Source organism: Pseudacidovorax sp. 1753 (assembly GCF_040544975.1).
In the GTDB taxonomy this organism is placed as follows: domain Bacteria; phylum Pseudomonadota; class Gammaproteobacteria; order Burkholderiales; family Burkholderiaceae_C; genus Xenophilus.
Window position 1 is genome coordinate 265,549 of the sequence record NZ_JBEPKY010000004.1, and the last position, 22,451, is coordinate 287,999.

The 22,451-nt window shown below is 70.7% G+C and carries 19 protein-coding genes; 18 read left to right on the forward strand and 1 reads right to left on the reverse strand.

What is annotated here, in order from left to right:
* The first annotated feature begins 18 nt into the window (after positions 1-18).
* The 9 genes from ABIC63_RS07010 (at position 19) to ABIC63_RS07050 (ending at position 12,176) form a co-directional block, all read left to right on the forward strand.
* Positions 19-660, forward strand: a complete 642-nt coding sequence (locus tag ABIC63_RS07010; RefSeq protein WP_354319193.1) for an amino acid synthesis family protein — start codon at positions 19-21, stop codon at positions 658-660.
* 37 nt (positions 661-697) lie between these two features.
* The gene (locus ABIC63_RS07015) at positions 698-1,282 is read left to right on the forward strand and encodes an amino acid synthesis family protein (protein ID WP_294365982.1); all 585 of its coding nucleotides are present in this window, start codon (positions 698-700) and stop codon (positions 1,280-1,282) included.
* A 70-nt stretch (positions 1,283-1,352) separates the two neighbouring features.
* Positions 1,353-2,567 carry an ABC transporter substrate-binding protein gene (locus ABIC63_RS07020; RefSeq protein ID WP_354319194.1) on the forward strand — a complete coding sequence of 405 codons (1,215 nt, stop codon included), beginning with the start codon at positions 1,353-1,355 and terminating at the stop codon, positions 2,565-2,567.
* A gap of 30 nt (positions 2,568-2,597) precedes the next feature.
* Positions 2,598-4,553, forward strand: a complete 1,956-nt coding sequence (locus ABIC63_RS07025) for an ABC transporter permease (RefSeq protein WP_354319195.1) — start codon at positions 2,598-2,600, stop codon at positions 4,551-4,553.
* Between the two features lie 52 nt (positions 4,554-4,605).
* Positions 4,606-5,370, forward strand: coding sequence for an ABC transporter ATP-binding protein (locus ABIC63_RS07030; RefSeq protein WP_354319196.1), 765 nt, complete (start codon positions 4,606-4,608; stop codon positions 5,368-5,370).
* An 865-nt stretch (positions 5,371-6,235) separates the two neighbouring features.
* Positions 6,236-6,970 (forward strand): ABC transporter ATP-binding protein, encoded by a 735-nt coding sequence (locus ABIC63_RS07035; RefSeq protein ID WP_234193469.1) that lies wholly within the window; start codon positions 6,236-6,238, stop codon positions 6,968-6,970.
* A 30-nt stretch (positions 6,971-7,000) separates the two neighbouring features.
* On the forward strand, positions 7,001-7,735 hold the full coding sequence (gene pncA / locus ABIC63_RS07040) for a bifunctional nicotinamidase/pyrazinamidase (protein WP_294376771.1): 735 nt from the start codon (positions 7,001-7,003) through the stop codon (positions 7,733-7,735).
* Positions 7,736-7,755: 20 nt separating this feature from the next.
* Complete coding sequence (locus ABIC63_RS07045) at positions 7,756-8,247, forward strand: (2Fe-2S)-binding protein (RefSeq protein ID WP_354319197.1); 492 nt, start codon at positions 7,756-7,758, stop codon at positions 8,245-8,247.
* Positions 8,244-12,176: a molybdopterin cofactor-binding domain-containing protein gene (locus ABIC63_RS07050; RefSeq protein ID WP_354319198.1), complete on the forward strand. Its 3,933-nt coding sequence runs from the start codon at positions 8,244-8,246 to the stop codon at positions 12,174-12,176. Before ABIC63_RS07045 ends, ABIC63_RS07050 begins: the two co-directional genes overlap by 4 nt.
* An 11-nt stretch (positions 12,177-12,187) precedes the next feature.
* On the opposite strand, the gene ABIC63_RS07055 is transcribed toward ABIC63_RS07050, so the two are convergent.
* Positions 12,188-13,726 (reverse strand): YifB family Mg chelatase-like AAA ATPase, encoded by a 1,539-nt coding sequence (locus ABIC63_RS07055; RefSeq protein WP_295379039.1) that lies wholly within the window; start codon positions 13,724-13,726, stop codon positions 12,188-12,190.
* 207 nt (positions 13,727-13,933) lie between these two features.
* Between ABIC63_RS07055 and ABIC63_RS07060 the strand changes: the two genes are divergently transcribed.
* The 9 genes from ABIC63_RS07060 (at position 13,934) to ABIC63_RS07100 (ending at position 22,307) form a co-directional block, all read left to right on the forward strand.
* Positions 13,934-14,791, forward strand: a complete 858-nt coding sequence (locus tag ABIC63_RS07060) for a TorF family putative porin (protein ID WP_294376794.1) — start codon at positions 13,934-13,936, stop codon at positions 14,789-14,791.
* A 70-nt stretch (positions 14,792-14,861) separates the two neighbouring features.
* Positions 14,862-15,200: a P-II family nitrogen regulator gene (gene glnK / locus ABIC63_RS07065; protein ID WP_017762018.1), complete on the forward strand. Its 339-nt coding sequence runs from the start codon at positions 14,862-14,864 to the stop codon at positions 15,198-15,200.
* A 36-nt stretch (positions 15,201-15,236) separates the two neighbouring features.
* Positions 15,237-16,775 (forward strand): ammonium transporter, encoded by a 1,539-nt coding sequence (locus tag ABIC63_RS07070; RefSeq protein WP_354319199.1) that lies wholly within the window; start codon positions 15,237-15,239, stop codon positions 16,773-16,775.
* 169 nt (positions 16,776-16,944) lie between these two features.
* Complete coding sequence (locus ABIC63_RS07075) at positions 16,945-17,904, forward strand: SMP-30/gluconolactonase/LRE family protein (protein ID WP_354319200.1); 960 nt, start codon at positions 16,945-16,947, stop codon at positions 17,902-17,904.
* Positions 17,905-17,965: 61 nt separating this feature from the next.
* Entirely contained in the window at positions 17,966-19,072 is a 1,107-nt protein-coding gene (gene glcE, locus ABIC63_RS07080) for a glycolate oxidase subunit GlcE (RefSeq protein ID WP_294376752.1), read from the forward strand.
* Between the two features lie 16 nt (positions 19,073-19,088).
* Complete coding sequence (locus tag ABIC63_RS07085) at positions 19,089-19,925, forward strand: YoaK family protein (protein WP_114801667.1); 837 nt, start codon at positions 19,089-19,091, stop codon at positions 19,923-19,925.
* A 47-nt stretch (positions 19,926-19,972) separates the two neighbouring features.
* Positions 19,973-21,205 (forward strand): glycolate oxidase subunit GlcF, encoded by a 1,233-nt coding sequence (glcF, locus tag ABIC63_RS07090; RefSeq protein ID WP_294376744.1) that lies wholly within the window; start codon positions 19,973-19,975, stop codon positions 21,203-21,205.
* A gap of 111 nt (positions 21,206-21,316) precedes the next feature.
* Positions 21,317-21,715: a peptidase associated/transthyretin-like domain-containing protein gene (locus ABIC63_RS07095; protein ID WP_234193459.1), complete on the forward strand. Its 399-nt coding sequence runs from the start codon at positions 21,317-21,319 to the stop codon at positions 21,713-21,715.
* A 223-nt stretch (positions 21,716-21,938) separates the two neighbouring features.
* Positions 21,939-22,307, forward strand: a complete 369-nt coding sequence (locus tag ABIC63_RS07100) for an HU family DNA-binding protein (protein ID WP_017757950.1) — start codon at positions 21,939-21,941, stop codon at positions 22,305-22,307.
* Positions 22,308-22,451 lie beyond the last annotated feature (144 nt).

Genomic DNA, 22,451 nt, shown 5'->3' on the forward strand with positions numbered 1-22,451 from the left:
GCACACCCCTTCACCACGATGATCGACATCCGCCGCGTCTTCACCCAGGTCGAGCACATCCACCACGAGTTCGGCCCCCGCGCCGAGCAGCCGCTGGTGCGCGGCGCCATCGCAGCCGTGCTCGCCAACCCGTTCGCCGGCCGCTACGAGCCGGACATCCTGCCCATGATGGCGCTGCTGGACCCGGTGGGCGTGGACATGGCCCAGCGCCTGCTGGCCGCCATGGACGTGCCCCGCGAGGCCATCGCCACCTACGGCAAGGGCGCCATCGTCGGCGCGGCGGGCGAGCTGGAGCATGGTGCCCTCTGGCATGTGCCCGGCGGCTACGCCATGCGCGAGCTGCTGGGTTGGAAGGGCGACCGTGCGGCCTACACCGCCGGCCAGGGCGAGGCCAAGAGCGGCCAGCCCGGCAACGCGCTGTCCATCGTGCCGTCCACCAAGAAGGTCGGTCCGCCTGGCGCCGCGCTCGATGTGCCGCTCACCAACATCAACGCCAGCTATGTGCGCGGCCAGTTCGATGCCATCGAGGTACGCGTGCCCGGCGCGCCTGCGGCCGACGAGATCGTCTTCATCCTCGCCATGAGCACCGGCTACCGTGTGCATGCCCGCGTCGGCGGCCTCAAGGCCGAGGACATCAGCCAATGGAACGGCCTGCGCTGAGGCGCTGGCCACACATCCCGCAGAACGAGGAGCACCCATGCCAGCAGACATTCGCAAACTGATCGTGCAAGTCGATGAGACGCGCAAGGAGATGGGTCAGACCATCGACCCGCCCACGCGCCGTGCCGTCGCCATCGCCGTCATCGCCAACCCCTATGCCGGCCGCTACAGCGAGAACCTGGACGAGCTCATCGCCATCGGCGAGGAGCTCGGCGGCCTGCTCGGCCAGAAGGCCGTGGCCGCGCTGGGCATCGAGCCCGGCCAGGCCCAGAGCTACGGCAAGGCCGCCATCGTCGGCGAGGCCGGCGAGCTGGAGCATGCCGCCGCCATCCTGCATCCCAAGCTGGGCGCGCCGTTGCGCGTGGCGGTCGAGAAGGGTGCCGCGCTGGTGCCTTCGGCCAAGAAGCAGGGCACGCTGGGCACGGCCATCGACGTGCCGCTGGGCCATAAGGATGCAGCCTTCGTGCGCAGCCATTTCGACGCCGTCGAGGCCCGCGTGAGCGACGCGCCGCGCGCGGGCGAGATCGTGGTGGCCGTGGCGGTGACCGACAGCGGCCGGCCGCTGCCGCGCATCGGCGGGCTGCAGGTGTCCGAGATCAAGGGCGTGGACGGTCTTCGCTGAACGCGGCGCGGCTATTCTTCGCCTGCTTCATTTCCCCCGGTTTTCCATCCCATCCGACGAGGAGTTCCCCATGCAACCCTTCCGCCTCCATTTCGGTGCCGCCGCGGCGCTGGCCCTGGCTGCCGGCACGCTGATGCCGGCCCACGCCCAGAACGTCATCAAGATCGGCGAGGTCAACAGCTACAAGGCCCAGCCGGCCTTCCTGGAGCCCTACAAGAAGGGCATGGAGCTGGCCGTGGACGAGATCAACGCCAAGGGCGGCGTCAACGGCAAGAAGATCGAGCTGATCACCCGCGATGACAACGCCAACCCGGGCGACGCCGTTCGCATGGCCGAGGAGCTGGTCTCGCGCGAGAAGGTGGACGTGCTGGCCGGTGCCTTCCTGTCCAACACCGGCCTGGCGCTGGCCGACTTCGCCAAGCAGAAGAAGTTCTTCTACCTGGCCGGCGAGCCGCTGACCGACAAGATGACCTGGCAGGGCGGCAACCAGTACACCTTCCGCCTGCGCCCCGGCACCTACATGCAGGCTGCCATGCTGGTGCCCGAGGCCGTCAAGCAGAAGAAGAAGCGCTGGGCGCTGGTCTACCCCAACTACGAATACGGCCAGTCGGCCGTGGCCGCCTTCAAGAACCTGCTGAAGGCCGCGCAGCCCGACGTGGAGTTCGTCACCGAGCAGGCCACGCCGCTGGGCAAGGTCGACGCCGGCAGCGTGGTGCAGGCCCTGGCCGATGCCAAGCCCGACGCCATCTTCAACGTGCTGTTCGGCGCCGATCTGTCGAAGTTCGTGCGCGAGGGCAACACCCGTGGCCTGTTCAAGGACCGCACCGTGGTCAGCGTGCTGACCGGCGAGCCGGAGTACCTCGACCCGCTCAAGGACGAGGCGCCCGACGGCTGGATCGTGACCGGCTACCCGTACTACGGCATCAAGACCGCCGAGCACAAGGCCTTCCTCGATGCCTACCAGGCCAAGTTCAAGGACTATCCGCGCCTGGGCTCGGTGGTGGGCTATTCGATGATCAAGTCGGCCGCCGCCGGCATTGCCAAGGCCGGCAGCACCGACGCCGACAAGCTCGTCGCCGCCTTCAAGGGCCTGCAGGTGGACAGCCCCTTCGGCAAGATCAGCTACCGCGCCGAAGACCATCAATCGACCATGGGCGCCTTCGTGGGCAAGACCAAGAACGACGGCGGCAAGGGCGTGATGGTGGACTACGTCTACTACGACGGCGCCGATGCGCGCTTCCAGCCGCCCGCCGCCGACGTGAAGAAGTCGCGCAGCGCGGACTGACCACTGCTGCCCCCTGAAGAGAGCCTTGCCATGAGTTTTTCCGGCCTGATCGTCCAGCTCCTCAACGGGCTGGCGTCTGCGTCCTCGCTGTTCCTGGTGGCGGCGGGCCTGTCGCTGATCTTCGGTGTGACGCGCATCGTCAACTTCGCGCATGGCTCCTTCTTCATGGTGGGCATCTACGTCGCCTACACCCTGGCCGACAAGCTGGGCGGCGCGGGCTTCTGGGTGGCGCTGCCGCTGGCGGCCGTCGCGGTGGGCGTGCTCGGTGCGGCCATCGAGGTGCTGCTGCTGCGGCGCATCTACAAGGCGCCCGAGCTCTTCCAGCTGCTGGCCACCTTCGCGCTGGTGCTGGTCATCAAGGACGCGGTGCTGTGGCTTTGGGGCCCCGACGAACTGCTGGGCCCGCGGGCGCCGGGCCTGCGTGGCTCGGTCGAGATCCTGGGCCGGCAGTTCCCGGCCTACGACCTGTTCCTGATCGTCGTCGGTCCGGTCGTGCTGGGCCTGGTGTGGCTGCTGCTCACCCGCACCCGCTTCGGCACGCTGGTGCGCGCCGCCACGCAGGACCGCGAGATGGTGAGCGCCCTGGGTGTCAACCAGGCCTGGCTGTTCACCGCCGTGTTCGCATTGGGCGCCCTGCTGGCCGGCCTGGGCGGCGCGCTGCAACTGCCGCGCGAACCCGCCACGCTGGAGATGGACCTCAACACCATCGGCGCCGCCTTCGTGGTGGTGGTGGTGGGCGGCATGGGCTCGCTGCCCGGCGCCTATGTGGCCGCCCTGCTCATCGCCGAGATCAAGGCCCTGTGCATCTGGCTGGGCGTGGTCGAGATCGCGGGCATCGCCATTTCCTTTTCCAAGCTCACGCTCGTGGTCGACTTCCTGGTCATGGCCGCGGTGCTGGTCTGGCGGCCCTGGGGCCTGATGGGCCGACCGCAGGCGCCCAGCCGCTATGTGGGCATGCAGGAAGAGCCGCTGCGCCGCGCGGGCGGCTCCTACGTGGCGGCCGTGGGCGTGCTGGCCCTGGTGCTGGCCGCCATGCCGGTGCTGACGGCCAGCTCGCCCTACACCACGGTGTTGATGATCGACCTGCTGATCGCGGCGCTCTTCGCGGCCAGCCTGCACTTCATCATGGGCCCGGCGGGCATGCATTCCTTCGGCCATGCGGCGTACTTTGGCCTGGGCGCGTATGGCGCGGCGCTGCTGGCGCGCGCCGCCGGCCTGCCGATGGAACTCACGCTGGTGCTGGCACCGGTGGTGGCGGGCCTCGGGGCGCTGGTCTATGGCTGGTTCGCCGTGCGGTTGTCGGGCGTGTACCTGGCCATGCTGACGCTGGCCTTCGCGCAGATCACCTGGGCCATCGTCTACCAGTGGGACAGCTTCACCGGCGGCAGCAACGGCCTCACGGGCGTGTGGCCATCGGAATGGCTCAATGACAAGCGCGCCTACTACTGGCTCACGCTGGTGCTGGTGGGCGGCGGCCTGTGGTGGCTGCGCCGCGTGCTGTTCTCGCCCTTCGGCTATGCGCTGCGGGCCGGGCGCGACTCGGTGCTGCGCGCCGACGCCATCGGCATCGACGTCAAGCGCATGCAATGGGCGGCCTTCGTGGTGGCCGGTGCGGTGGCGGGCCTGGCGGGCGGGCTGTTCGCGTATTCCAAGGGCAGCATCTCGCCGGAGACGCTGGCGGTGGGCCGCTCGGTCGATGGTCTGGTGATGGTGCTGCTGGGCGGCATCCAGACGCTGGCCGGCCCGGTGGTGGGTGCCTTCACCTTCACCTGGCTGCACGACATGGTGGCGCGCAACACCGACTACTGGCGTGCCATGCTGGGCGCCATCATCCTGATCCTGGTGCTGCTGTTCCCGCAGGGCATCGCAGGCTCGATCAAGCAGTTGGCCGACAAGTGGCGTGGCCGGCGCGACGATGTGGCGGCCGACGAGGCGGCCAAGGCGCCGATGCAGGCCGCAGCTGCGGCGGGGGAGGGTGCGCGATGAGCCGCCTGTCGTCCTGCTTCTTCGTGTTCTTCATCGGCCTGGAGGTGCTCTGATGTCCCTGCTGCATGTCCAGAACCTGGGCAAGTCCTTCGGCGGCGTGAAGGCCGTCGACGGCATCAGCTTCACGCTGGCCAAGGGCGAGCTGCTGGCGCTGATCGGGCCCAATGGCGCCGGCAAGTCCACCACCTTCAACATGGTCAACGGCCAGCTCAAGGCCGACCAGGGTTCCATCACGCTGGACGGCACCGAGCTGGTCGGCAAGAGGCCGCGCGAGATCTGGCGACTGGGGGTGGGCCGCACCTTCCAGATCGCCGAGACCTTCTCGTCGCTGACGGTGGCCGAGAACGTGCAGATGGCGCTGCTGTCGCACGACGCCAAGCTGTTCGCCATGTGGCGGCGGGCGTCCGACCACAAGCGCGACGAGGCGCTGGCGTTGCTCGACCAGGTGGGCATGAAGTCGCAGGCCGACCGGCCCTGCAGCGTGCTGGCCTATGGCGACGTCAAGCGGGTGGAGCTGGCCATCGCCATGGCCAACGACCCCAAGCTTCTGCTCATGGACGAGCCCACGGCCGGCATGGCGCCGAAGGAGCGCAATTCGCTGATGGCGCTGACCAAGCAGCTGGTGATCGACCGCGGCATGGCGGTGCTGTTCACCGAGCACAGCATGGACGTGGTGTTCGCGTACGCCGACCGCATGATCGTGCTGGCGCGCGGTCGCCTGATCGCCGAAGGCAAGCCGCTGGAGATCCGGGACCATCCGAAGGTGCAGGAGGTGTACTTCGGCTCGGGCAAGACTTTCGAGAAGAAGGCGGCTTGATGTTTTTGGGCCTCGTCGTCGGGACTGTTCGGGGCGCGCCCTGGCCGGGGCCTGGCCTGGGGCGGCTGCGAGTTCGTCGGTCGGCCCAGCGGGCCGACTCCCCTGCGATGCTCGGGCAGCCGGGCCGCGGCATAACTCGCTGCGCTGCCTGCGGCAGCTCCGCTCAAACAAACGCCGCGAGTCAGTTCACGAAGCGGGCCTGTCCTCCGGCAGGCCCGCAGCCCGGCCACCCTGCGCTTCTCGGCGACGCACACGCAGCCGCCCCAGGCCAGGCCCCGACCAGGGCGGGACACGCGGTGGTCAGTGACGGCGGTGACGCTGGCGCTTCCGCCTCTGCCTGCGCCCAGGTGCGTGTGCATGTGCGTGCGTCGGCGCGGGCCGTTGCGTTCGCCGCCATCTCCATCCCCATCGGCGCTTCCTCCTCCGCCCCCACCTGCGCCCCGGCCCCGACCTCAGTTCGCGCTGTTGCCTCGCCAGAGGCGCAGGCAGTTGTGCGCCCCATCGAGCGCAACGTATCCGCGCGGCGGGGCTGGGCTGCCAGGGGCGATTTCGGTGGTGGCGAGAAGCGCAGGGCAGGGGGCGGCGCGCGTGCGAAGACACGCGCGCTTCGTGATCTGACTTGTCGCATTTGTCTGAGCGGAGCTGCCGCAGGCAGCGCAGCGAGTTATGCGACGCGCCCCCTGACCGCGCATCGCAGCGGAGTCGATGCGCAGCATCGACCGCCACCGTCTGAGCCCCTGGCAGCCCGGCCCCGCCGCGCCGCCCCCACCGCCAGTGAAGCTGCGAGCACGCGCACCACTGCGAAAGTCATTCAGAACCGGACGCTCCCACCGTTCGCAACGACACCCACAACAAGGCCCCACCAGTGAGCACCCCGCCCGTCCTGCTCGAAGCCAAGTCCCTCTGCGCCTGGTACGGCGCTGCCCAGATCCTCTACGACGTGGACCTGGAAGTGCGCCGCGGCGAAGTCGTCGCCCTCATGGGCCGCAACGGCGCCGGCAAGTCGACCACGCTCAAGGCCCTGATGGGCATGCTCGCCAAGCGCCGCGGCAGCATCCGCTTCCTGGGCCACGACATCTCGAAGACCGAGCCGCACCACGCCGCCCGCCTGGGCCTGGGCTTCGTGCCCGAGGACCGGCGTGTCTTCACCGACCTCACGGTCATGGAGAACCTCGAAGTGGGCCGCCAGGCCGGCCGCCAATGGGCCGACGGCGGCGCCGCGCCGCTGTGGACGCCCGAGAAGCTGTTCAAGCTCTTCCCCAACCTCGGCGAGATGCCCGACCGCCCCGGCGGCCGCATGAGCGGCGGCGAGCAGCAGATGCTCACCGTCGCGCGCACGCTCATGGGCAACCCCTACCTCGTGCTGCTCGACGAGCCCTCCGAAGGCGTCGCGCCGGTCATCGTGGAGCAGATGGCGCAGATGATCCTGGAGCTCAAGGCCCAGGGCGTGTCCATCCTGCTGTCGGAGCAGAACATGCACTTCGCCGAACTCGTCTCGGACCGTGCTTACGTGCTGGAAAAAGGCCAGATCCGCTACCAGGCCACCATGGACGAGCTGGCGGCCAATGATGAAGTGCGACGGGCCTACCTCAGCGTCTGATTTCCAAACCTGTCCTCGGAGGGACCGATGATGACCATGCTGCGCACCGCCAACCCACGCCGCCATTTCCTGCAGGCCGCCGCCGCCCTCGGCGCGGCCGCCATCGCGCCGCCGCTGCTGGCGGCCGACGCGAAGAAGATCAGCCCCAGCGCCCAGGCCGCGCTGATCGTGGTCGACGTGCAGAACTGCTTCGTCGATGGCGGCACGCTGCCGGTCAAGGGCGGCGCCGACGTGGTGCCCGTCATCAACGCGCTGGCGCCCAAGTTCCAGAACATCGTCGTCACGCAGGACTGGCACACGCCCGGCCACACCTCCTTCGCCAGCGCCCACAACGGCACCAAGCCTTTCGACAGCATCAAGCTGAACTACGGCAACCAGGTGCTGTGGCCCGACCACTGCGTGCAGGGCACCGACGACGCGGCCCTGCACAAGGACCTGAAGCTGCCCACCGCCCAGCTCATCATCCGCAAGGGCTACAACAAGGGCGTGGACAGCTACTCCGCCTTCCAGGAGGCCGACCGCAAGACCGTCACCGGCCTGGCGGGCTACCTCAAGGCGCGCGGCATCAAGACCGTGTACGTCACGGGCCTGGCCACGGACTTCTGCGTGGCCTGGACGGCGCTCGACGCGCGGGCCGCCGGCTTCAACGTCTACGTGATCGAGGACGCGACCCGCGCCATCGACCTCAACGGCTCGCTCGCCAAGGCCTGGCAGCAGATGCAGGCCAAGGGCGTCAAGCGCATCCAGTCGGCCGACGTCGCCTGAGAAGGTTCGAGCGACCTGCCTTGCCCGCGCTTCAGCTCACCGTCAACGGCCAGCCCTTCGCGGGCGAGGTGCCACGCCAGGCCTCGCTGCTGCACCTGCTGCGCAACGACCTCGGCCTGAACGGGCCCAAGTACGGTTGCGGCCTGGGCCAGTGCGGCGCCTGCACGGTGCATGTGGACGGCACCGCGGCGCGGGCCTGCGTCATTCCCGCGCATGGCGTGGCGGGGCGCGCCATCACCACCTTGGAAGGCCTGGGCCGGCGCGGGCACTTCCATCCCGTGCAGCAGGCCTTCGAGGAGGCGCAGGCCGCCCAGTGCGGCTACTGCCTCAACGGCATGGTGATGCAGGCCGCGGCACTGCTCGCGCGTGAGCCGCAGGCCGACGAGGCCCGCATCCGCAGCGAGCTGTCGGGCAATCTGTGCCGCTGCGGCACGCATGTGGAGATCCTGCGTGCGGTGAGCCTGGCCGCGGCCCGGCTCGGCGCCGCGGCCATGCCGGAGGCGCCGCGTTGACCGCCGACCCGCGCCGCGCCGCCCAGCCCCGCACGCGCGCCGACTTCCTCGGCGCCGAGGGCGTGCTGGTCGTCGTGCGCGACACGCCGCTCCCGCCGCCGCCCGCCAAGGGCCAGCCCGCCGCCGTGCCCGGCAATCCGGCGGAGGGCGACGAAGTCCTGCTCGCCGTCTGGGACGACGGCAGCGTCACGGCCCTCAACGGCCATGTGGACCTGGGCACGGGCATCCAGACGGCCCTGGCCCAGATCGTGGCCGAGGAACTGGACGTGCCCATGGCCTGCATCGCCATGGCGCTGGGCCACACGGCGCAGGTGCCCAACCAGGGCGCCACCATTGCCAGCGCGTCGATCCAGATCCATGCGCAACCGCTGCGGCTGGCGGCGGCGCAGGCGCGGCAGTGGCTGCTGGCGCGCGCCGCCGAGCGGCTCGGCCGGCCGGCGGACGAACTCGCCATCGACGGCGGACGCATCGTGGCCGAGGGTGTGGCGCTGCCCTTCGCGGAGTTGCTGGCCGGCCAGCGCACCCTGCTGCGGCTGGACCCGACCACGCCGCTCAAACGTCCCCAGGACTACCGCATCGTCGGCACGCCGCAGCCGCGCATCGACATCCCCGCCAAGCTGGCTGGCGAGCTGGCCTTCGTGCACGACATGCGCCTGCCCGGCATGCTGCACGGCCGCGTGATCCGCCCGCCCTATGCCGGCGCGGACCATGGCGACTTCATCGGCAACACGCTGGAGTCGGTGGACGAGTCGTCCATCGCCCACATCCCCGGCATCCGCGCCGTGGTGGTCATCCGCGACTTCGTCGGCGTGGTGGCCGAGCGCGAGGAACACGCCGAGCAGGCCATGCGCGAGCTGCGCGTCCGCTGGAAGGCCTGGCCCGGCATGCCCGATCTGGCTGGCGCGGGCAAGGTGGCGGATGCCATCCGCGCCAACCCCGCCACCACGCGCACGCTGGTGGACGAGGGCGATGTCGAGGCCGCCCTGGCGGGCGAGGGCACGCTGCGCCGCACCTACCTGTGGCCGTACCAGCTGCATGCGTCCATCGGGCCTTCATGCGCGGTGGCGCAGTGGGAGCCGGACGACGGCGACGGCAGCAGCCAGGGCGGCGCCGATGGGCGTGGCGCAGGTGACGGCCAGAAGGGCGCCGGCCGCGAAGGCGGGCCCAGCGCCGGACCCGGCCGCGTGCGCCTGCGCTGCTGGGCCGGCACGCAGAACCCCCATGTGCTGCGTGCCGACCTCGCCCGCCTGCTGGACCTGCAGGACGTCGAAGTCGACGTGGTCCGCCTGGAGGCCGCCGGCTGCTACGGCCGCAACGGCGCCGACGACGTGGCGGCCGATGCCGCGCTGCTGGCCCGCGCGGCCCGCGCGCCGGTGCGTGTGCAGCTCAGCCGCGAGCAGGAGCACCTGTGGGAGCCCAAGGGCACGGCCCAACTGATGGAAGTGGCCGGCGCCCTGTCGCCCGAAGGCGGCATCGCGGCCTACGACTTCCAGACCAGCTACCCGAGCAACGGTGCGCCCACACTGGCCCTGCTGCTCACCCGCACCGTGGAGCCGCTGGCCCAGGCCTACGAGATGGGCGACCGCACCGCGCGGCCGCCCTATGCCTACGACCACCTGCGGGTGCAGGTGCGCGACATGGCGCCCATCGTGCGCGCCTCGTGGCTGCGCGGCGTCTCGGCCCTGCCCAATTCCTTCGCGCACGAGAGCTTCATCGACGAGCTGGCCACGGCCGCGGGCGTGGACCCGGTGCAGTTCCGTCTGCGCCACCTGCCCGACGAGCGGGCGCGCGAGCTGATCCAGGCCACGGCGCAGAAAGCCGGCTGGCGCTGGCGCACCGGGCCGCAGGAGGATGCGCATGGGGACCATCCCTCGCGGCCGGTGCAGTCCCGGGTGGGCCCGGGGGGCGACATCCTTTTTGGACAGGGCTTCGCGTACGCCCGCTACATCCACAGCAAGTGGCCCGGCTTCGGCGCGGCCTGGGCGGCCTGGGTGGCCGACGTGGAGGTCAACCGCCGGACCGGCGAGGTGCATGTGCGCCGCGTGGTCGTCGGCCACGATGCGGGTCTGACGGTCAACCCGGCCGGCGTCGAGCACCAGGTGCACGGCAATGTCATCCAGACCACCAGCCGCGCGCTGAAGGAGGAGGTGCGCTTCGCGCCCGCCGCGCCGCCGGCCGGCAGTGCGGCCTCCCAGCTCCCGATGAAGACGCCACTGCCCGGCATGCCGCCTGCGGGTGTGGTCGCCGCGCGCGAATGGGGCAGCTATCCGATCCTGCATTTCCGCGAGGTGCCGGTCATCGAGGTGCTGCAGATGCCGCGCCCCGGCGAGTCGCCGCTGGGCGCGGGCGAATCGGCCTCGGTGCCGGGCACGGCGGCCATCGCCAATGCCATCTTCGATGCGACGGGCGTGCGTCTGCGCGAGCCGCCGTTCACGCCGGAGAAGGTGCTGGCGGCGCTGTCTTCACTCCTTCCCCCGCTGGGGGAGGGCGGGGGTGGGGGCCAGTCCACCACGCCGTCGCCTGATCGAGCGCCGCAGCCCCCATCCCAGCCTTCCCCCAGCGGGGGAAGGAGCCAGACCCTCGCCCCGCGTCGCAAAGGTTGGCCGGCCCTCATTGCCGGCCTGCTCGTCGGCGCCATCGGCGCGGTGGCGGGCCTGCTCGGCTGGCGGCCGGCCATCGCGCCCGTCAATTTCAGCGCACCCGCCTACAGCGCCCAGACCATCGAACGCGGCCGCCAACTGGCCGCGGCCGGCGACTGCGCCGTCTGCCACACGGCCGACGGCGGCCTGCCGAATGCCGGTGGCCGGGCCATGCACACCCCCTTCGGCACGATCCACACGACCAACCTCACGCCCGATGCCGAGACGGGCCTGGGCCGCTGGTCCTTCACCGCCTTCCAGCGCGCGATGCGTGAGGGAATCTCGCGCGACGGCCGCCACCTGTACCCGGCCTTCCCGTACACCGCCTTCGCCAAGACCAGCGACGACGACCTGCAGGCGCTCTACGCCTACTTCATGTCCCTGCCGCCGGTGAAGGCCGGCGCGCGCGAGGATGGCGGTCCGGCCCTCATGCCGGCCAACGACCTGCGCTTCCCCTTCAACCTGCGCCCGCTCATGGCCGGCTGGAACGGCCTGTTCCACGACGCCACGCCCTACCAGCCCGTCGCCGGCCAGAGCGCCGAATGGAACCGCGGCGCCTACCTGGTCAACGGCCTGGGCCACTGCGCCGCCTGCCACAGCCCGCGCAACACCTTGGGTGCGGAGAAAGCCGGCGCTGACTTCCTGTCCGGCGCGCTGATCGACGGCTGGGAGGCGCCGGCCCTCACGGCCCGCTCCACCAACGCCGTGCCCTGGGATGCGGACAGCCTCTACGCCTACCTGCGCCACGGCCATTCGCCGCGGCACGGCATCGCGGGCGGGCCCATGGCCGAGGTCGTCCACGGGCTGCAGGAGCTGCCCGACACCGACGTGCGTGCCATGGCCACCTACCTGGCCAGCTTCAACCCGGCGCCCGCGGCCGATCCGCAGGCCATCGCCACGCAGGCGGTGCAGCGTGCCGCGGCCGGGCAGGGTGCGTTGCTGGGCGCGCCCCAGCGCATGTTCGAGTCGGCCTGCGCCGCCTGCCACCACGACGGCGACGGCCCCACGCTGCTGGGCGCCAACGTGCCGCTGGCCCTCAACAGCCAGCTCACCAGCACCCGGCCCGACAACCTGATCCGCACCATCCTCGACGGCGTGCGCACGCCGCCCACGCGGGACATCGGCTTCATGCCCGCCTTCCGCGACGCGCTGGACGATGCGCAGGTCGCCGAACTGGCGGGCTACATGCGCGCCCGCTTCGCCCCGCAGGCGCCGGCCTGGGCCGACCTGCCCGCGCAGGTGGCGCGGGTGCGGGCGGCGCCGGGGCATGGCGCGCCGGCCGGGCACTGACGCCGGCCGGATCAGGGCGCCGCGCTCAGCGTGCGCCGGTATTGCATCGCCTCGCCCACGTGCAGGGCGCCGATGGTCTCGGCACCTGCCAGGTCGGCGATGGTGCGGGCCACCCGCAAGGCGCGGTGCGTGGCCCGTGCGCTCCAGCCCAGGCGCGTGGCCGCCTTCTGCAGGAAGGCGAGGGCGGCGGCATCGGCGCCGGCATGGGCATCAAGCGCCTGGCCGGCCAGGGCCTGGTTGGCACTGCCCTGGCGCTGCAGCGCGATGGCGCGCGCCGCGGCCACGCGTTCGCGTACGGCGGCGCTCGACTCGCCGGCGGGGGCGCCCAGCAGCTCCCGCGGGTCGATGGCCTGCACGTCCACATGCAGGTCGATGCGGTCCAGCAGCGGGCCGCTGATGCGCGCCTGGTAGCGCGCCACCTGGTCGGGCGAGCAGCGGCAGGCATGTAGGCGCGAGCCCAGATGGCCGCAGGGACAGGGGTTCATCGCCGCCACCAGCTGGAAGCGCGCCGGGAATTGCGCCCGCCGCGCGGCGCGCACGATGGAGATGGTGCCGCTCTCCAGCGGCTCGCGCAGCGCTTCCAGGGCCGCGCGGGGGAATTCGGGCAGTTCGTCCAGGAAGAGCACGCCATGGTGCGCCAGCGAGATCTCGCCCGGCCTTGGCGGCGAGCCGCCCCCCACCAGCGCCACCGCGCTGGCCGTGTGATGCGGGCTGGCCACCACCCGCTGCATGAAGCGCTGCGGGTCGAAGCGACCGGCCAGGCTGGCGATGGCGGCGCTCTCCAGCGCCTCCTGCACGTCCATCGGTGGCAGCAGGCCGGCCAGCCGCTGCGCCAGCATCGACTTGCCGGCGCCGGGTGGGCCGACCATCAGCAGGCTGTGGCCGCCGGCGGCCGCGATCTCCAGCGCGCGGCGAGCGGCGGCCTGGCCCTTCACGTCCGCCAGGTCCGGTCCGTCGGGCGCATGACCGGCCAGCTCTGGCGGAACCATGCGCACCCAGCCCGGGCCGTCTTCCACCTGCGCCAGCGTGTCGGGCGGCAGGAAGGGGCGCACCACATCGAGCAGGTGCGCCGCGCCATAGACCGCGGCGCCGGGGACCAGCGCGGCCTCCCGCGCGCTGGCCAGTGGCAGCACCAGGACGGGGCGTGGCGACGGGCCCTCGGCCGCCAGCGCGGTGGCCAGGGCGCCGCGCACGGGGCGCAGGTCACCCGAAAGCGACAGCTCACCCGCGAATTCGTGGCCCGCGAGTCGCGCCCCATCGATCTGCCCGCTCGCCGCGAGGATGCCCAGTGCGATGGGCAGGTCGAAGCGGCCGGAATCCTTCGGCAGGTCGGCCGGCGCCAGGTTCACCGTGATGCGGCGGTCGTGCGGAAAGGCCAGCCCCGAGTTCTGGATGGCGGAGCGGACCCGCTCGCGGGCCTCCTTGACCTCCACATCGGCCAATCCGACCAGCGTGAAGCTGGGCAGGCCATTGGCCAGATGCACCTCGACGGTGACTGGCGCCGATTCAAGCGCCACCAAAGCGCGCGTCTGCACCAAAGAAAGGCTCATCGCTCATCTTCTCCCTGATTTGGTGCGTTGCACCGATCCTGTTTCATGCATTGAACAGGAGCCCGGCCCCTGCATGAAGCGCTCGCGAATTTTTCTTGTGGGGGTGTGGAGCACTTCACATGCGTAGGACGCGGCTGTCTTTTGGCACGCTCCCTGCTTTGAGGGGAACTCCAACGAACACCACTTGCGAGGAGTTACCCGATGAAGATCCGTCCGGCCACGATCAAGACGGCAACGATTGCCTTCTGCCTGGCTGCTGCCGCCGGTGCGGCCAGCGCCCAGACGGCGCCCGCCGCTGCCCCCGAGGCCTCGCCCATCACTGCCAACATCTCGCTGACCACCAACTACAAGTTCCGGGGCCAGGACCAGGACGTCATCGGCAACAACGGCTACTACAAGACCAAGGCCCTCAAGCCCGCCATCCAGGGCGGCTTTGACTACGCCCACGAAAGCGGCTTCTACGTCGGCAACTGGAACTCCAGCGTCAACTGGCTCGCCGGCAATTCCATCGAGAGCGACATCTACGGCGGCTACAAGTTCAAGGCCGGCCCCTTCGACCTCGACTTCGGTGCCCTGACCTACATCTACCCGGGCAACCGCAACGGCAACACCACCGAGCTGTACGGCGCCGCCACCTGGAGCGACGACGCCATCGGCTCGTTCACCGTCAAGTACTCCAGCACCGTCTCCAAGGACTACTTCGGCTTCGCCAGCAACCGCACCACGGGCTGGAAGGGCCGCGGCACCGGCTATCTGAACGTGTCGTACAGCAAGGCCGTGCTGCCCAACCTGACGCTCAAGGCCGCCGTGGGCTACACGCACCTGTCCAGCGACATCCGCCGCAACACGCCCTACAAGAGCTACGTCGACTACAACGTGGGTGCCACCTACGACTTCGGTGGCGGCCTGAGCCTGACGGGCGCCATCGTGGGTGCCAACAAGAAGGATGCCTACCAGGCCACCACCGCCGTCTACGACTACAGCGCCATCGGCCTGGGCACCTTCACCTACAGCGAGTCGCCCAACAAGGCACGCTTCATCGCCACGCTGACCAAGACCTTCTGAGGTCGCGCCAGCCAGCCGACAGGTGGGCGCGGCGGCTGCCGCGCCCGGTTCATCCCAGAGGAGAGAAATCGTGAAGCTGATCACAGCCATCATCAAACCCTTCAAGCTCGACGAGGTGCGCGAGGCCCTTTCCGCCATCGGCGTGCAGGGCATCACCGTGACCGAGGTGAAGGGCTTCGGCCGCCAGAAGGGCCACACCGAGCTCTACCGCGGTGCCGAATACGTCGTCGACTTCCTGCCCAAGGTCAAGATCGAGGCGGCGGTTGCCGACGAGCTGGTCGACCGCGTCATCGAGGCCGTGGAAAGCGCTGCGCGCACCGGCAAGATCGGCGACGGCAAGATCTTCGTGTTCAACCTGGAGCAGGTCGTCCGCATCCGCACGGGTGAGACCGGCCGCGAGGCGCTCTAAACCGACGCAGCAGAAGAAGGCACAAGAAAGACCAAGATGAAGAAGTTCCTTGTATCCCTGGCGCTCGGCCTGAGCGTCCTTACGGCTGGCGTGTCCAGCTTCGCGCAGGCGCCCGCCGCCAGCACCGAGGCCCCGGCGGCGTCCGCGCCGGCCGCCGCTGCGCCTGCAGCCGCCGCTCCGGCCGCGCCCGCCGCCGCAGCACCCGCTGCAGCACCGGCCGATGCCGCCGCTGCTGCCGCACCTGCTCCCAAGATCGACAAGGGCGACGTGGCCTGGATGCTGGTGTCCACGCTGCTCGTGATCCTGATGACCGTCCCCGGCCTGGCCCTGTTCTACGGCGGCCTGGTGCGCAGCAAGAACATGCTCAGCGTGCTGATGCAGGTGTTCGTCACCTTCTCGCTGATCGTCGTGCTGTGGTGCATCTATGGCTACAGCCTGGCCTTCACCGAGGGCAACGCCTTCATCGGCGGCTTCGACCGGCTGTTCATGAAGGGCATCTTCGACCCGGCCACCGGCGCCTTCGCGCCCGGCGCGACCTTCAGCAAGGGCGTCTACATCCCCGAGCTGCTGTTCGCCGCCTTCCAGGCCACCTTCGCCGGCATCACCTGCTGCCTGATCGTGGGTGCCTTCGCCGAGCGTGCCAAGTTCTCCGGCGTGCTGGTGTTCATGGTGATCTGGTTCACCTTCAGCTACACCCCGCTGGCCCACATGGTCTGGTTCTGGATGGGTCCGGACGCCTACACCGCCGCCGACGTGGTGGACGCCACCAACGCCAAGGCCGGCCTGATCTGGCAATGGGGCGCGCTCGACTTCGCGGGCGGCACCGTGGTGCACATCAACGCCGCCGTCGCCGGTCTGGTGGGTGCCTACGTGATCGGCAAGCGCATCGGCTTCGGCAAGGAAGCCTTCACGCCGCACTCGCTGACGCTGACCATGGTCGGTGCCTCGCTGCTGTGGGTGGGCTGGTTCGGCTTCAACGCCGGCTCGGCCCTGGAAGCCGGCAACAGCGCCGTGCTCGCCTTCATCAACACCTTCTCCGCCACCGCCGCCGCCGTGCTGGCCTGGTCGCTGGGTGAAGCGCTGCACAAGGGCAAGGCCTCGATGCTGGGCGCCGCCTCCGGCGCCGTCGCCGGCCTGGTGGCCATCACCCCGGCCGCCGGCAACGTGGGCCTGATGGGCGCCATCGTCATGGGCTTCATCGCCGGCTTCGCCTGCCTGTGGGGCGTGTCGGGCCTCAAGCGCCTGCTCGGCGCCGACGACTCGCTGGACGTGTTCGGCGTGCACGGCGTGGGCGGCATCGTGGGTGCCCTGCTGACCGGTGTGTTCAACACCCAGGCGCTCGGCGGCCCCGGCCTCGTGACCGACTGGGTCACGGCCACCGTCGGCTCCAACGGCATCGGCGCCCAGGTCTGGATCCAGCTCAAGGGCGTGCTGCTGACCATCGTGTGGTCTGGCGTCGTCTCCTTCATCGCCTACAAGATCGCCGACCTGACCGTGGGCCTGCGTGTGAGCGAAGAGGAAGAGCGCGAAGGCCTCGACATCACCGCCCACGGCGAGACGGCCTACAACCGCTGATCGACCACCGCCGCCACTTCGCCGCACCGAGGGCGGCGTGGCGGACGAAAGAATGTTTTAGCGAGAGTCTCCTTTGGATGTTCGGCCCGCAAGTGCTTCGGCATGAGCGGGCCATTTTTTTTGGGACCGGGCCCCGCAGGCCCCTGTGCCCTGCCACCAATAATCCGGCATGCCTGACCTCATCCCCCCCAACGATCCCCTGGGCTGGACGGCTCTGCCGGGCAGCGATAGCGCCCTGGGTGAATCGCCCTTCTGGCATCCGGACGAACGCGCGCTGTACTGGCTGGACATCCCGGGGCGGCAGGCGCTGCGCACCCGCGGCGACATCGCCAGCGGCCAGGCTGTCGTCGAGCGCTGGGCCTTGCCGCAGGAGCCGGGCTGCATGGCGCCGGCCCGCCGCGGCGGCCTGGTGATCGCGCTGCGCGACGGCATCTACCGGGCCCGCGAATGGGGCGGCGCGCTGCAGTGCATCGCCGCCTTCGACCATGACACGGCCACCATGCGCTTCAACGATGGCAAATGCGACCCCCAGGGGCGCCTGTGGGCCGGCACGCTGCAGGAGCCCAAGGACCGGCCGATCGCCGCGCTCTACTGCATCGATGCCCGCGGCGGCGGCGCGCCTCGCGTGCAGCGCATGGCCGGCGAGGCCATCACCGCCAACGGCCTGGTGCTGGTGCCCGAGCTGTCGCGGGTGTACTGGGCCGACACCAATGCCCATGCCGTGCGGCAGTACGACTGGGTGGCCGAGCCGCACGGGCTGGCGGGCGAGCGCCTGTTCCGCCAGTTCGATCCCAAGCCGGCCGGCTGGACCCCCGGCTCGGACCAGCCCTACGACGGCCGTCCGGACGGCGCGACGATGGACGCCGATGGCAGCTACTGGGTGGCCATGTTCGAGGGCGGCCAGTTGCAGGCGCTGGACGCGCAGGGTCGCACCACCGACGTGCTGCCGGTGCCCGCGCGCTGTCCCACCATGCCCTGCTTCGGGGGCGACGACCTGTGCACGCTCTTCGTCACCACCGCCCGCAAGGGCCGCCCGGCCGACGAGCTGGCACGGCAGCCGATGGCCGGGCAGGTGCTCTGGCGGCGCATGGACGCACCCGGCCGGCCCGTCGCCTTTTTCGAGGACTGACAGGTCAGGAGACGGTGCGAATCAAGACGTCCAAGAGAGACCCTGACGTACCATCCCGCGGATGACCCCCGCCCAGTCCCAGATCGCCGAGCGCGTGCGCGCCGCGGCGGCCCAGAAGCGTCCTTTGCGCCTGCGCGGCGCGGGCACCAAGGATTTCCACGGCGGGCCGCTCGATGGCGAAGTGCTGGCGCTCGACGCGCTGACCGGCATCACCAGCTACGAGCCCAGTGAACTCGTGGTGACCGTGCAGGCCGGCACGCCACTGGCCGAGCTGGAGGCACTGCTGCAGGCCCACGGCCAGTGCCTGCCCTTCGAGCCACCGCACTTCGGCGAGGGCGGCACCGTGGGCGGCATGGTGTCCGCCGGCCTGGCGGGCCCCGCCCGCGCCAGCGTGGGCTCCGTACGCGACTACGTGCTCGGTGCCAGCCTGATCAACGGCCGTGGCGAACTGTTGACCTTCGGCGGCCAGGTGATGAAGAACGTGGCGGGCTACGACGTCTCGCGCGTGCTGGCCGGCGCCTGGGGCACGCTGGGCGTCATCACCGAACTGAGCCTCAAGGTGCTGCCCATGGCCCCGGCCGAGGCCACCCGCGTCTTCGACTGCAGCCAGGCCGAAGCCCTGCGCCTGCTCAATGCCTGGGGCGGGCAACCGCTGCCGCTCAATGCCAGCGTGTGGCAGGCCGGGCCAGGTGGCGGCGCCGTCGGCCGGCTGTACCTGCGGCTGCGCGGCGCGGTCGCCGCCGTGCAGGCCGCCGGACGCCAGCTCGGCGGTGAGGTGCTGCCGCCCGATGCGGCCGACGCTCTGTGGCGCAGCCTGCGCGACCAGCGCCATGCCCTCTTCACCGATGCCGCGGCGCAGGGCCTGGACCTCTGGCGCGCCAGCGTCCCGCAGACGGCGCCCGTGCTGGCGGCCGCCGGCCTGTCCGCGCCGCTGATCGAATGGCATGGTGCACAGCGCTGGTACGCCGTGCCCCCCGGCGGTGCCGTGGATCTGGCCGAGTCGGTGCGCGCCGCCGGTGGCTGGGCGGCGGCCTTCCGCGCCGCAGCGGGCCGGCGGGCCGAGCCCGCGCCGCTGTCGCCTGCACTGATGGACATCCACCGCGCGCTCAAGGCCGCCTTCGATCCCGCCGGCATCTTCAACCCGGGCCGGCTGGTGGCCGGGCTCTGAGCGTCCTCCCTTCTCCATGCGCCGCCTGCGCCACCTGACCGGCCGCCACCGCGCCCCGTCGACCAACCGGGCGCTGGGCCTGCTGCTGGCTTTCAACGCCGGCGCCATCAACGCGGGCGGCTTCCTGGTGCTGCATCGCTACACCTCGCACATGACCGGCTTCACCTCGCAGGTGGCCGATTCGCTGGTGATGGGCGACATGACGCTGCTGCTGGGCGCGCTGGGCGCCATCCTGGCCTTCCTGGCCGGGGCGGCGACCGCGGCCATCCAGATCAACTGGGGCCGCCATTACCGGCTGGCCCATGTCTACGCGCTGCCGCTGCTGCTGGAGGCCGCGCTCATGCTGCCCTTCGGGCTCATGGGTGCGCTCACGCTGGGCTGGCACACGCCCTTCGCCGTGCCGCTGACGGTGCTGCTGCTGTCCTTCATCATGGGGCTGCAGAACGCGCTGGCGTCGAAGATCTCCGGCGGAAAGATCCGCACCACCCACATGACCGGCAATTTCACCGACCTGGGCATCGAGCTGGGCAAGGCGCTGTACTGGAACCGCCGGCGCACCGACGCCACGCGGGTGCGGCCCAACCTGGAGCGGGTGCGCATCTTCGGCGGCCTGATCCTCGCCTTCGTGACGGGCGGGCTTGCCGGGGCCACGGGCTTCAAGTACCTGGGCTTCATCTGCGTGCTGCCGCTGGCCGCGCTGCTGCTGTGGCTCTCGCTGCCGCCCTATCTGGACGACCTGCGCCACAACCAGGCCCTGCGGGCGTGGACCTTCGGCTGGCTGAGCCGGCTGCGGCTGCGCAGGCGGGGCACCGCCGCCACCGGGACGCAGCCGCCGCAGCGGCCCCCCTCCTGAGCGACGCGTTGCCCCGCCCCACGACAGACCCCCCACGACGAGACACGATGCAGACCGAACTCTCCCCCCAGTACCAGGGAACGCCCGAAGGCCGCGAGGCCGAGGCCATCCTGCGCAAGTGCGTGCACTGCGGCTTCTGCACCGCCACCTGTCCCACCTACCAACTGCTGGGCGACGAACTGGACGGGCCGCGCGGGCGCATCTACCTCATCAAGCAGGTGCTCGAAGGCCGCACGCCCACGCGTGCCACCCAGCAGCACCTGGACCGCTGCCTGACCTGCCGCAACTGCGAAAGCACCTGCCCCAGCGGCGTGCAGTACGGCCACCTGGTGGACATCGGCCGCAAGATCGTGGACGAGCAGGTGCCGCGGCCGGCCGGCGAACGCGCCACGCGCTGGCTGCTCAAGGAAGGCCTGAACTCGCCGCTGTTCGCGCCCGCCATGAAGCTCGGCCAGGCCGTGCGCGGCCTGCTGCCATCCAGCCTCAAAGCCAAGGTGCCCGCGCCGCGCGCCGCCGGCGCCTGGCCGCGCCACAGCCATGCGCGCAAGGTGCTGCTGCCCATGGGCTGCGTGCAGCCGGCCATGGCGCCGTCCATCGATGCGGCCACCGCCCGCGTGCTCGATGCGGCCGGCATCGAGGCCGTGGTGCCGCAGGCGGGCGGCTGCTGCGGTGCCATCCGCTTCCACCTGAACGACCAGGCCGGCGCGCTGGACCAGATGCGCGCCAACATCGACGCCTGGTGGCCGCTGCTGCAGGGCGGCGGCGTGGAGGCCATCGTCAGCAATGCCTCGGGCTGCGGCGCCGCGCTGAAGGACTACGGTCATGCGCTGGCGCATGACCCGGCCTATGCCGACAAGGCCCGCGAGGTCTCGCGCCTCACCCGCGACCTGGGCGAGCTGCTGCCGGCCCTGGTGCCGCTGCTGCGCGAGCGCGTGAAGGCGCCGCAGGGCGTGATCGCCTATCACCCGCCCTGCACGTTGCAGCACGGACAGAAGCTGCGTGGGGGTGTCGAATCGGGCCTGCGCGCGCTGGGCTTCGACGTGCGCGTGACGCAGACCGAAAGCCACCTCTGCTGCGGCTCGGCCGGCACCTACTCGGTGCTGCAGCCCGAACTGTCGACGCAACTGCGCGAACGCAAGCTGGGCCACCTGGAGCGGCTGCAGCCCGAGGCCGTGGCCTCGGCCAATATCGGTTGCATCACCCATCTGCAGGCCGGCACCGAGCTGCCGGTGCGGCATTGGGTGGAGTGGCTGGACGAGGCGCTGCAGCCGCGGGCCTGAGCGTCCCGAGCGTCTTCCGGCGCCGCCGCACGCCGGCGGGCGCTGCGGTCCGACAGCCGGCCAGGGCCTTTCGAGGCCAGCATCTCTTCCGTTTTTTCGAGGAGACCTTCCATGCCTTCACGCCAATTCCTGATGTCTGCCGCGCTCGCCGCTGCCTGCACCGCGGGCCTGGCCCATGCCCAGATGCCGCCGTGGACCGAGGCCGGCCAGGGCCGCTACGTGTGCGGCGGCATCGGCTCGGACGAATCCACCGCCATGCGCTCGGCGATGAAGTCGCATCCGCTGTCGCTGCTGTTCGCGCGGGCCGATGGTGCCTATCTCGCTTCGGTGGCGGTGGAGATCCGGGGTGCCCAGGGCGGCGCCGGCCTCTCGCTGCGCGCCGATGGCCCGGTCTGCCTGGTGGACCTGCCCGCCGGTGCCTACGTGGTGGAAGCCACCTTCGAAGGCCGTACCCAGCGGCGCGAGCTGAGCCTGGGCGGTGGGCCGAAGACGGCCGACTTCCGCTTCTGAGTGGGCTCGGCGGACGGCTCCGCCGGGCGGGCCGCGGATGCCGCGACGCGCGTCCTCGGCATGCAGCGCGTCGATCCGCTGACGAGTGGGGTTTCGGCGCGATGCGCCTGCGCAACCCGCTGCACGGGGTCATGCGGCTCCACTACACTTCGCGCCTCGCTCGGGGGGGCGCGCACCGCGCGCCGGCCCCGGCGCAGATCGAAGCAACTCTAGGAACCCAATCTTGAACCGTCTCGAATTCATCGAAAAGATCGCCTCCGCCCATGACGTCTCCAAGGCCGAAGCCGGCCGCATCCTGGAGACCATCACCAGCAGCATCGTCACCGCCGTCAAGAAGGGCGACAGCGTGACCCTGGTGGGTTTCGGCACCTTCAAGCAGGTGGCCCGCGCCGCCCGCACCGGTTTCAACCCGCAAGCCGGCGAGAAGATCAAGATCGCCGCCCAGAAGGTGCCGAAGTTCGTGCCGGGCGCCGCCTTCAAGGCCGCCGTGGACCCGAAGGCCGCCAAGCGCAAGGCCGACAAGGCCGAGAAGGCCGCCGCCGCCAAGCCGGCTGCCAAGAAGCCCGCTGCCAAGAAGGCCAAGAAGGCCTGATGGTGCTTCGGCACCGGATGCGGTGCCGAAGCAGACAACGAGAGGCCCTTCGGGGCCTCTTTGCATTGGGGCTTGCGTCGACGTCGTCGAAGGACGGCGCACGACCGGCATTTGCTCCCTCTCCCCTTGCGGGAGAGGGGAGAA

What these genes read in the sequence shown, in the direction of transcription:
- ABIC63_RS07010 (WP_354319193.1), top strand. Translation starts at nt 19, where the DNA reads ATGATCGACATCCGCCGCGTCTTCACCCAGGTCGAGCACATCCACCAC.
- ABIC63_RS07015 (WP_294365982.1), top strand. Translation starts at nt 698, where the DNA reads ATGCCAGCAGACATTCGCAAACTGATCGTGCAAGTCGATGAGACGCGC.
- ABIC63_RS07020 (WP_354319194.1), top strand. Translation starts at nt 1,353, where the DNA reads ATGCAACCCTTCCGCCTCCATTTCGGTGCCGCCGCGGCGCTGGCCCTG.
- ABIC63_RS07025 (WP_354319195.1), top strand. Translation starts at nt 2,598, where the DNA reads ATGAGTTTTTCCGGCCTGATCGTCCAGCTCCTCAACGGGCTGGCGTCT.
- ABIC63_RS07030 (WP_354319196.1), top strand. Translation starts at nt 4,606, where the DNA reads ATGTCCCTGCTGCATGTCCAGAACCTGGGCAAGTCCTTCGGCGGCGTG.
- pncA (WP_294376771.1), top strand. Translation starts at nt 7,001, where the DNA reads ATGACCATGCTGCGCACCGCCAACCCACGCCGCCATTTCCTGCAGGCC.
- ABIC63_RS07055 (WP_295379039.1), bottom strand. Translation starts at nt 13,726, where the DNA reads ATGAGCCTTTCTTTGGTGCAGACGCGCGCTTTGGTGGCGCTTGAATCG.
- ABIC63_RS07070 (WP_354319199.1), top strand. Translation starts at nt 15,237, where the DNA reads ATGAAGAAGTTCCTTGTATCCCTGGCGCTCGGCCTGAGCGTCCTTACG.
- ABIC63_RS07075 (WP_354319200.1), top strand. Translation starts at nt 16,945, where the DNA reads ATGCCTGACCTCATCCCCCCCAACGATCCCCTGGGCTGGACGGCTCTG.
- glcE (WP_294376752.1), top strand. Translation starts at nt 17,966, where the DNA reads ATGACCCCCGCCCAGTCCCAGATCGCCGAGCGCGTGCGCGCCGCGGCG.
- ABIC63_RS07085 (WP_114801667.1), top strand. Translation starts at nt 19,089, where the DNA reads ATGCGCCGCCTGCGCCACCTGACCGGCCGCCACCGCGCCCCGTCGACC.
- glcF (WP_294376744.1), top strand. Translation starts at nt 19,973, where the DNA reads ATGCAGACCGAACTCTCCCCCCAGTACCAGGGAACGCCCGAAGGCCGC.
- ABIC63_RS07095 (WP_234193459.1), top strand. Translation starts at nt 21,317, where the DNA reads ATGCCTTCACGCCAATTCCTGATGTCTGCCGCGCTCGCCGCTGCCTGC.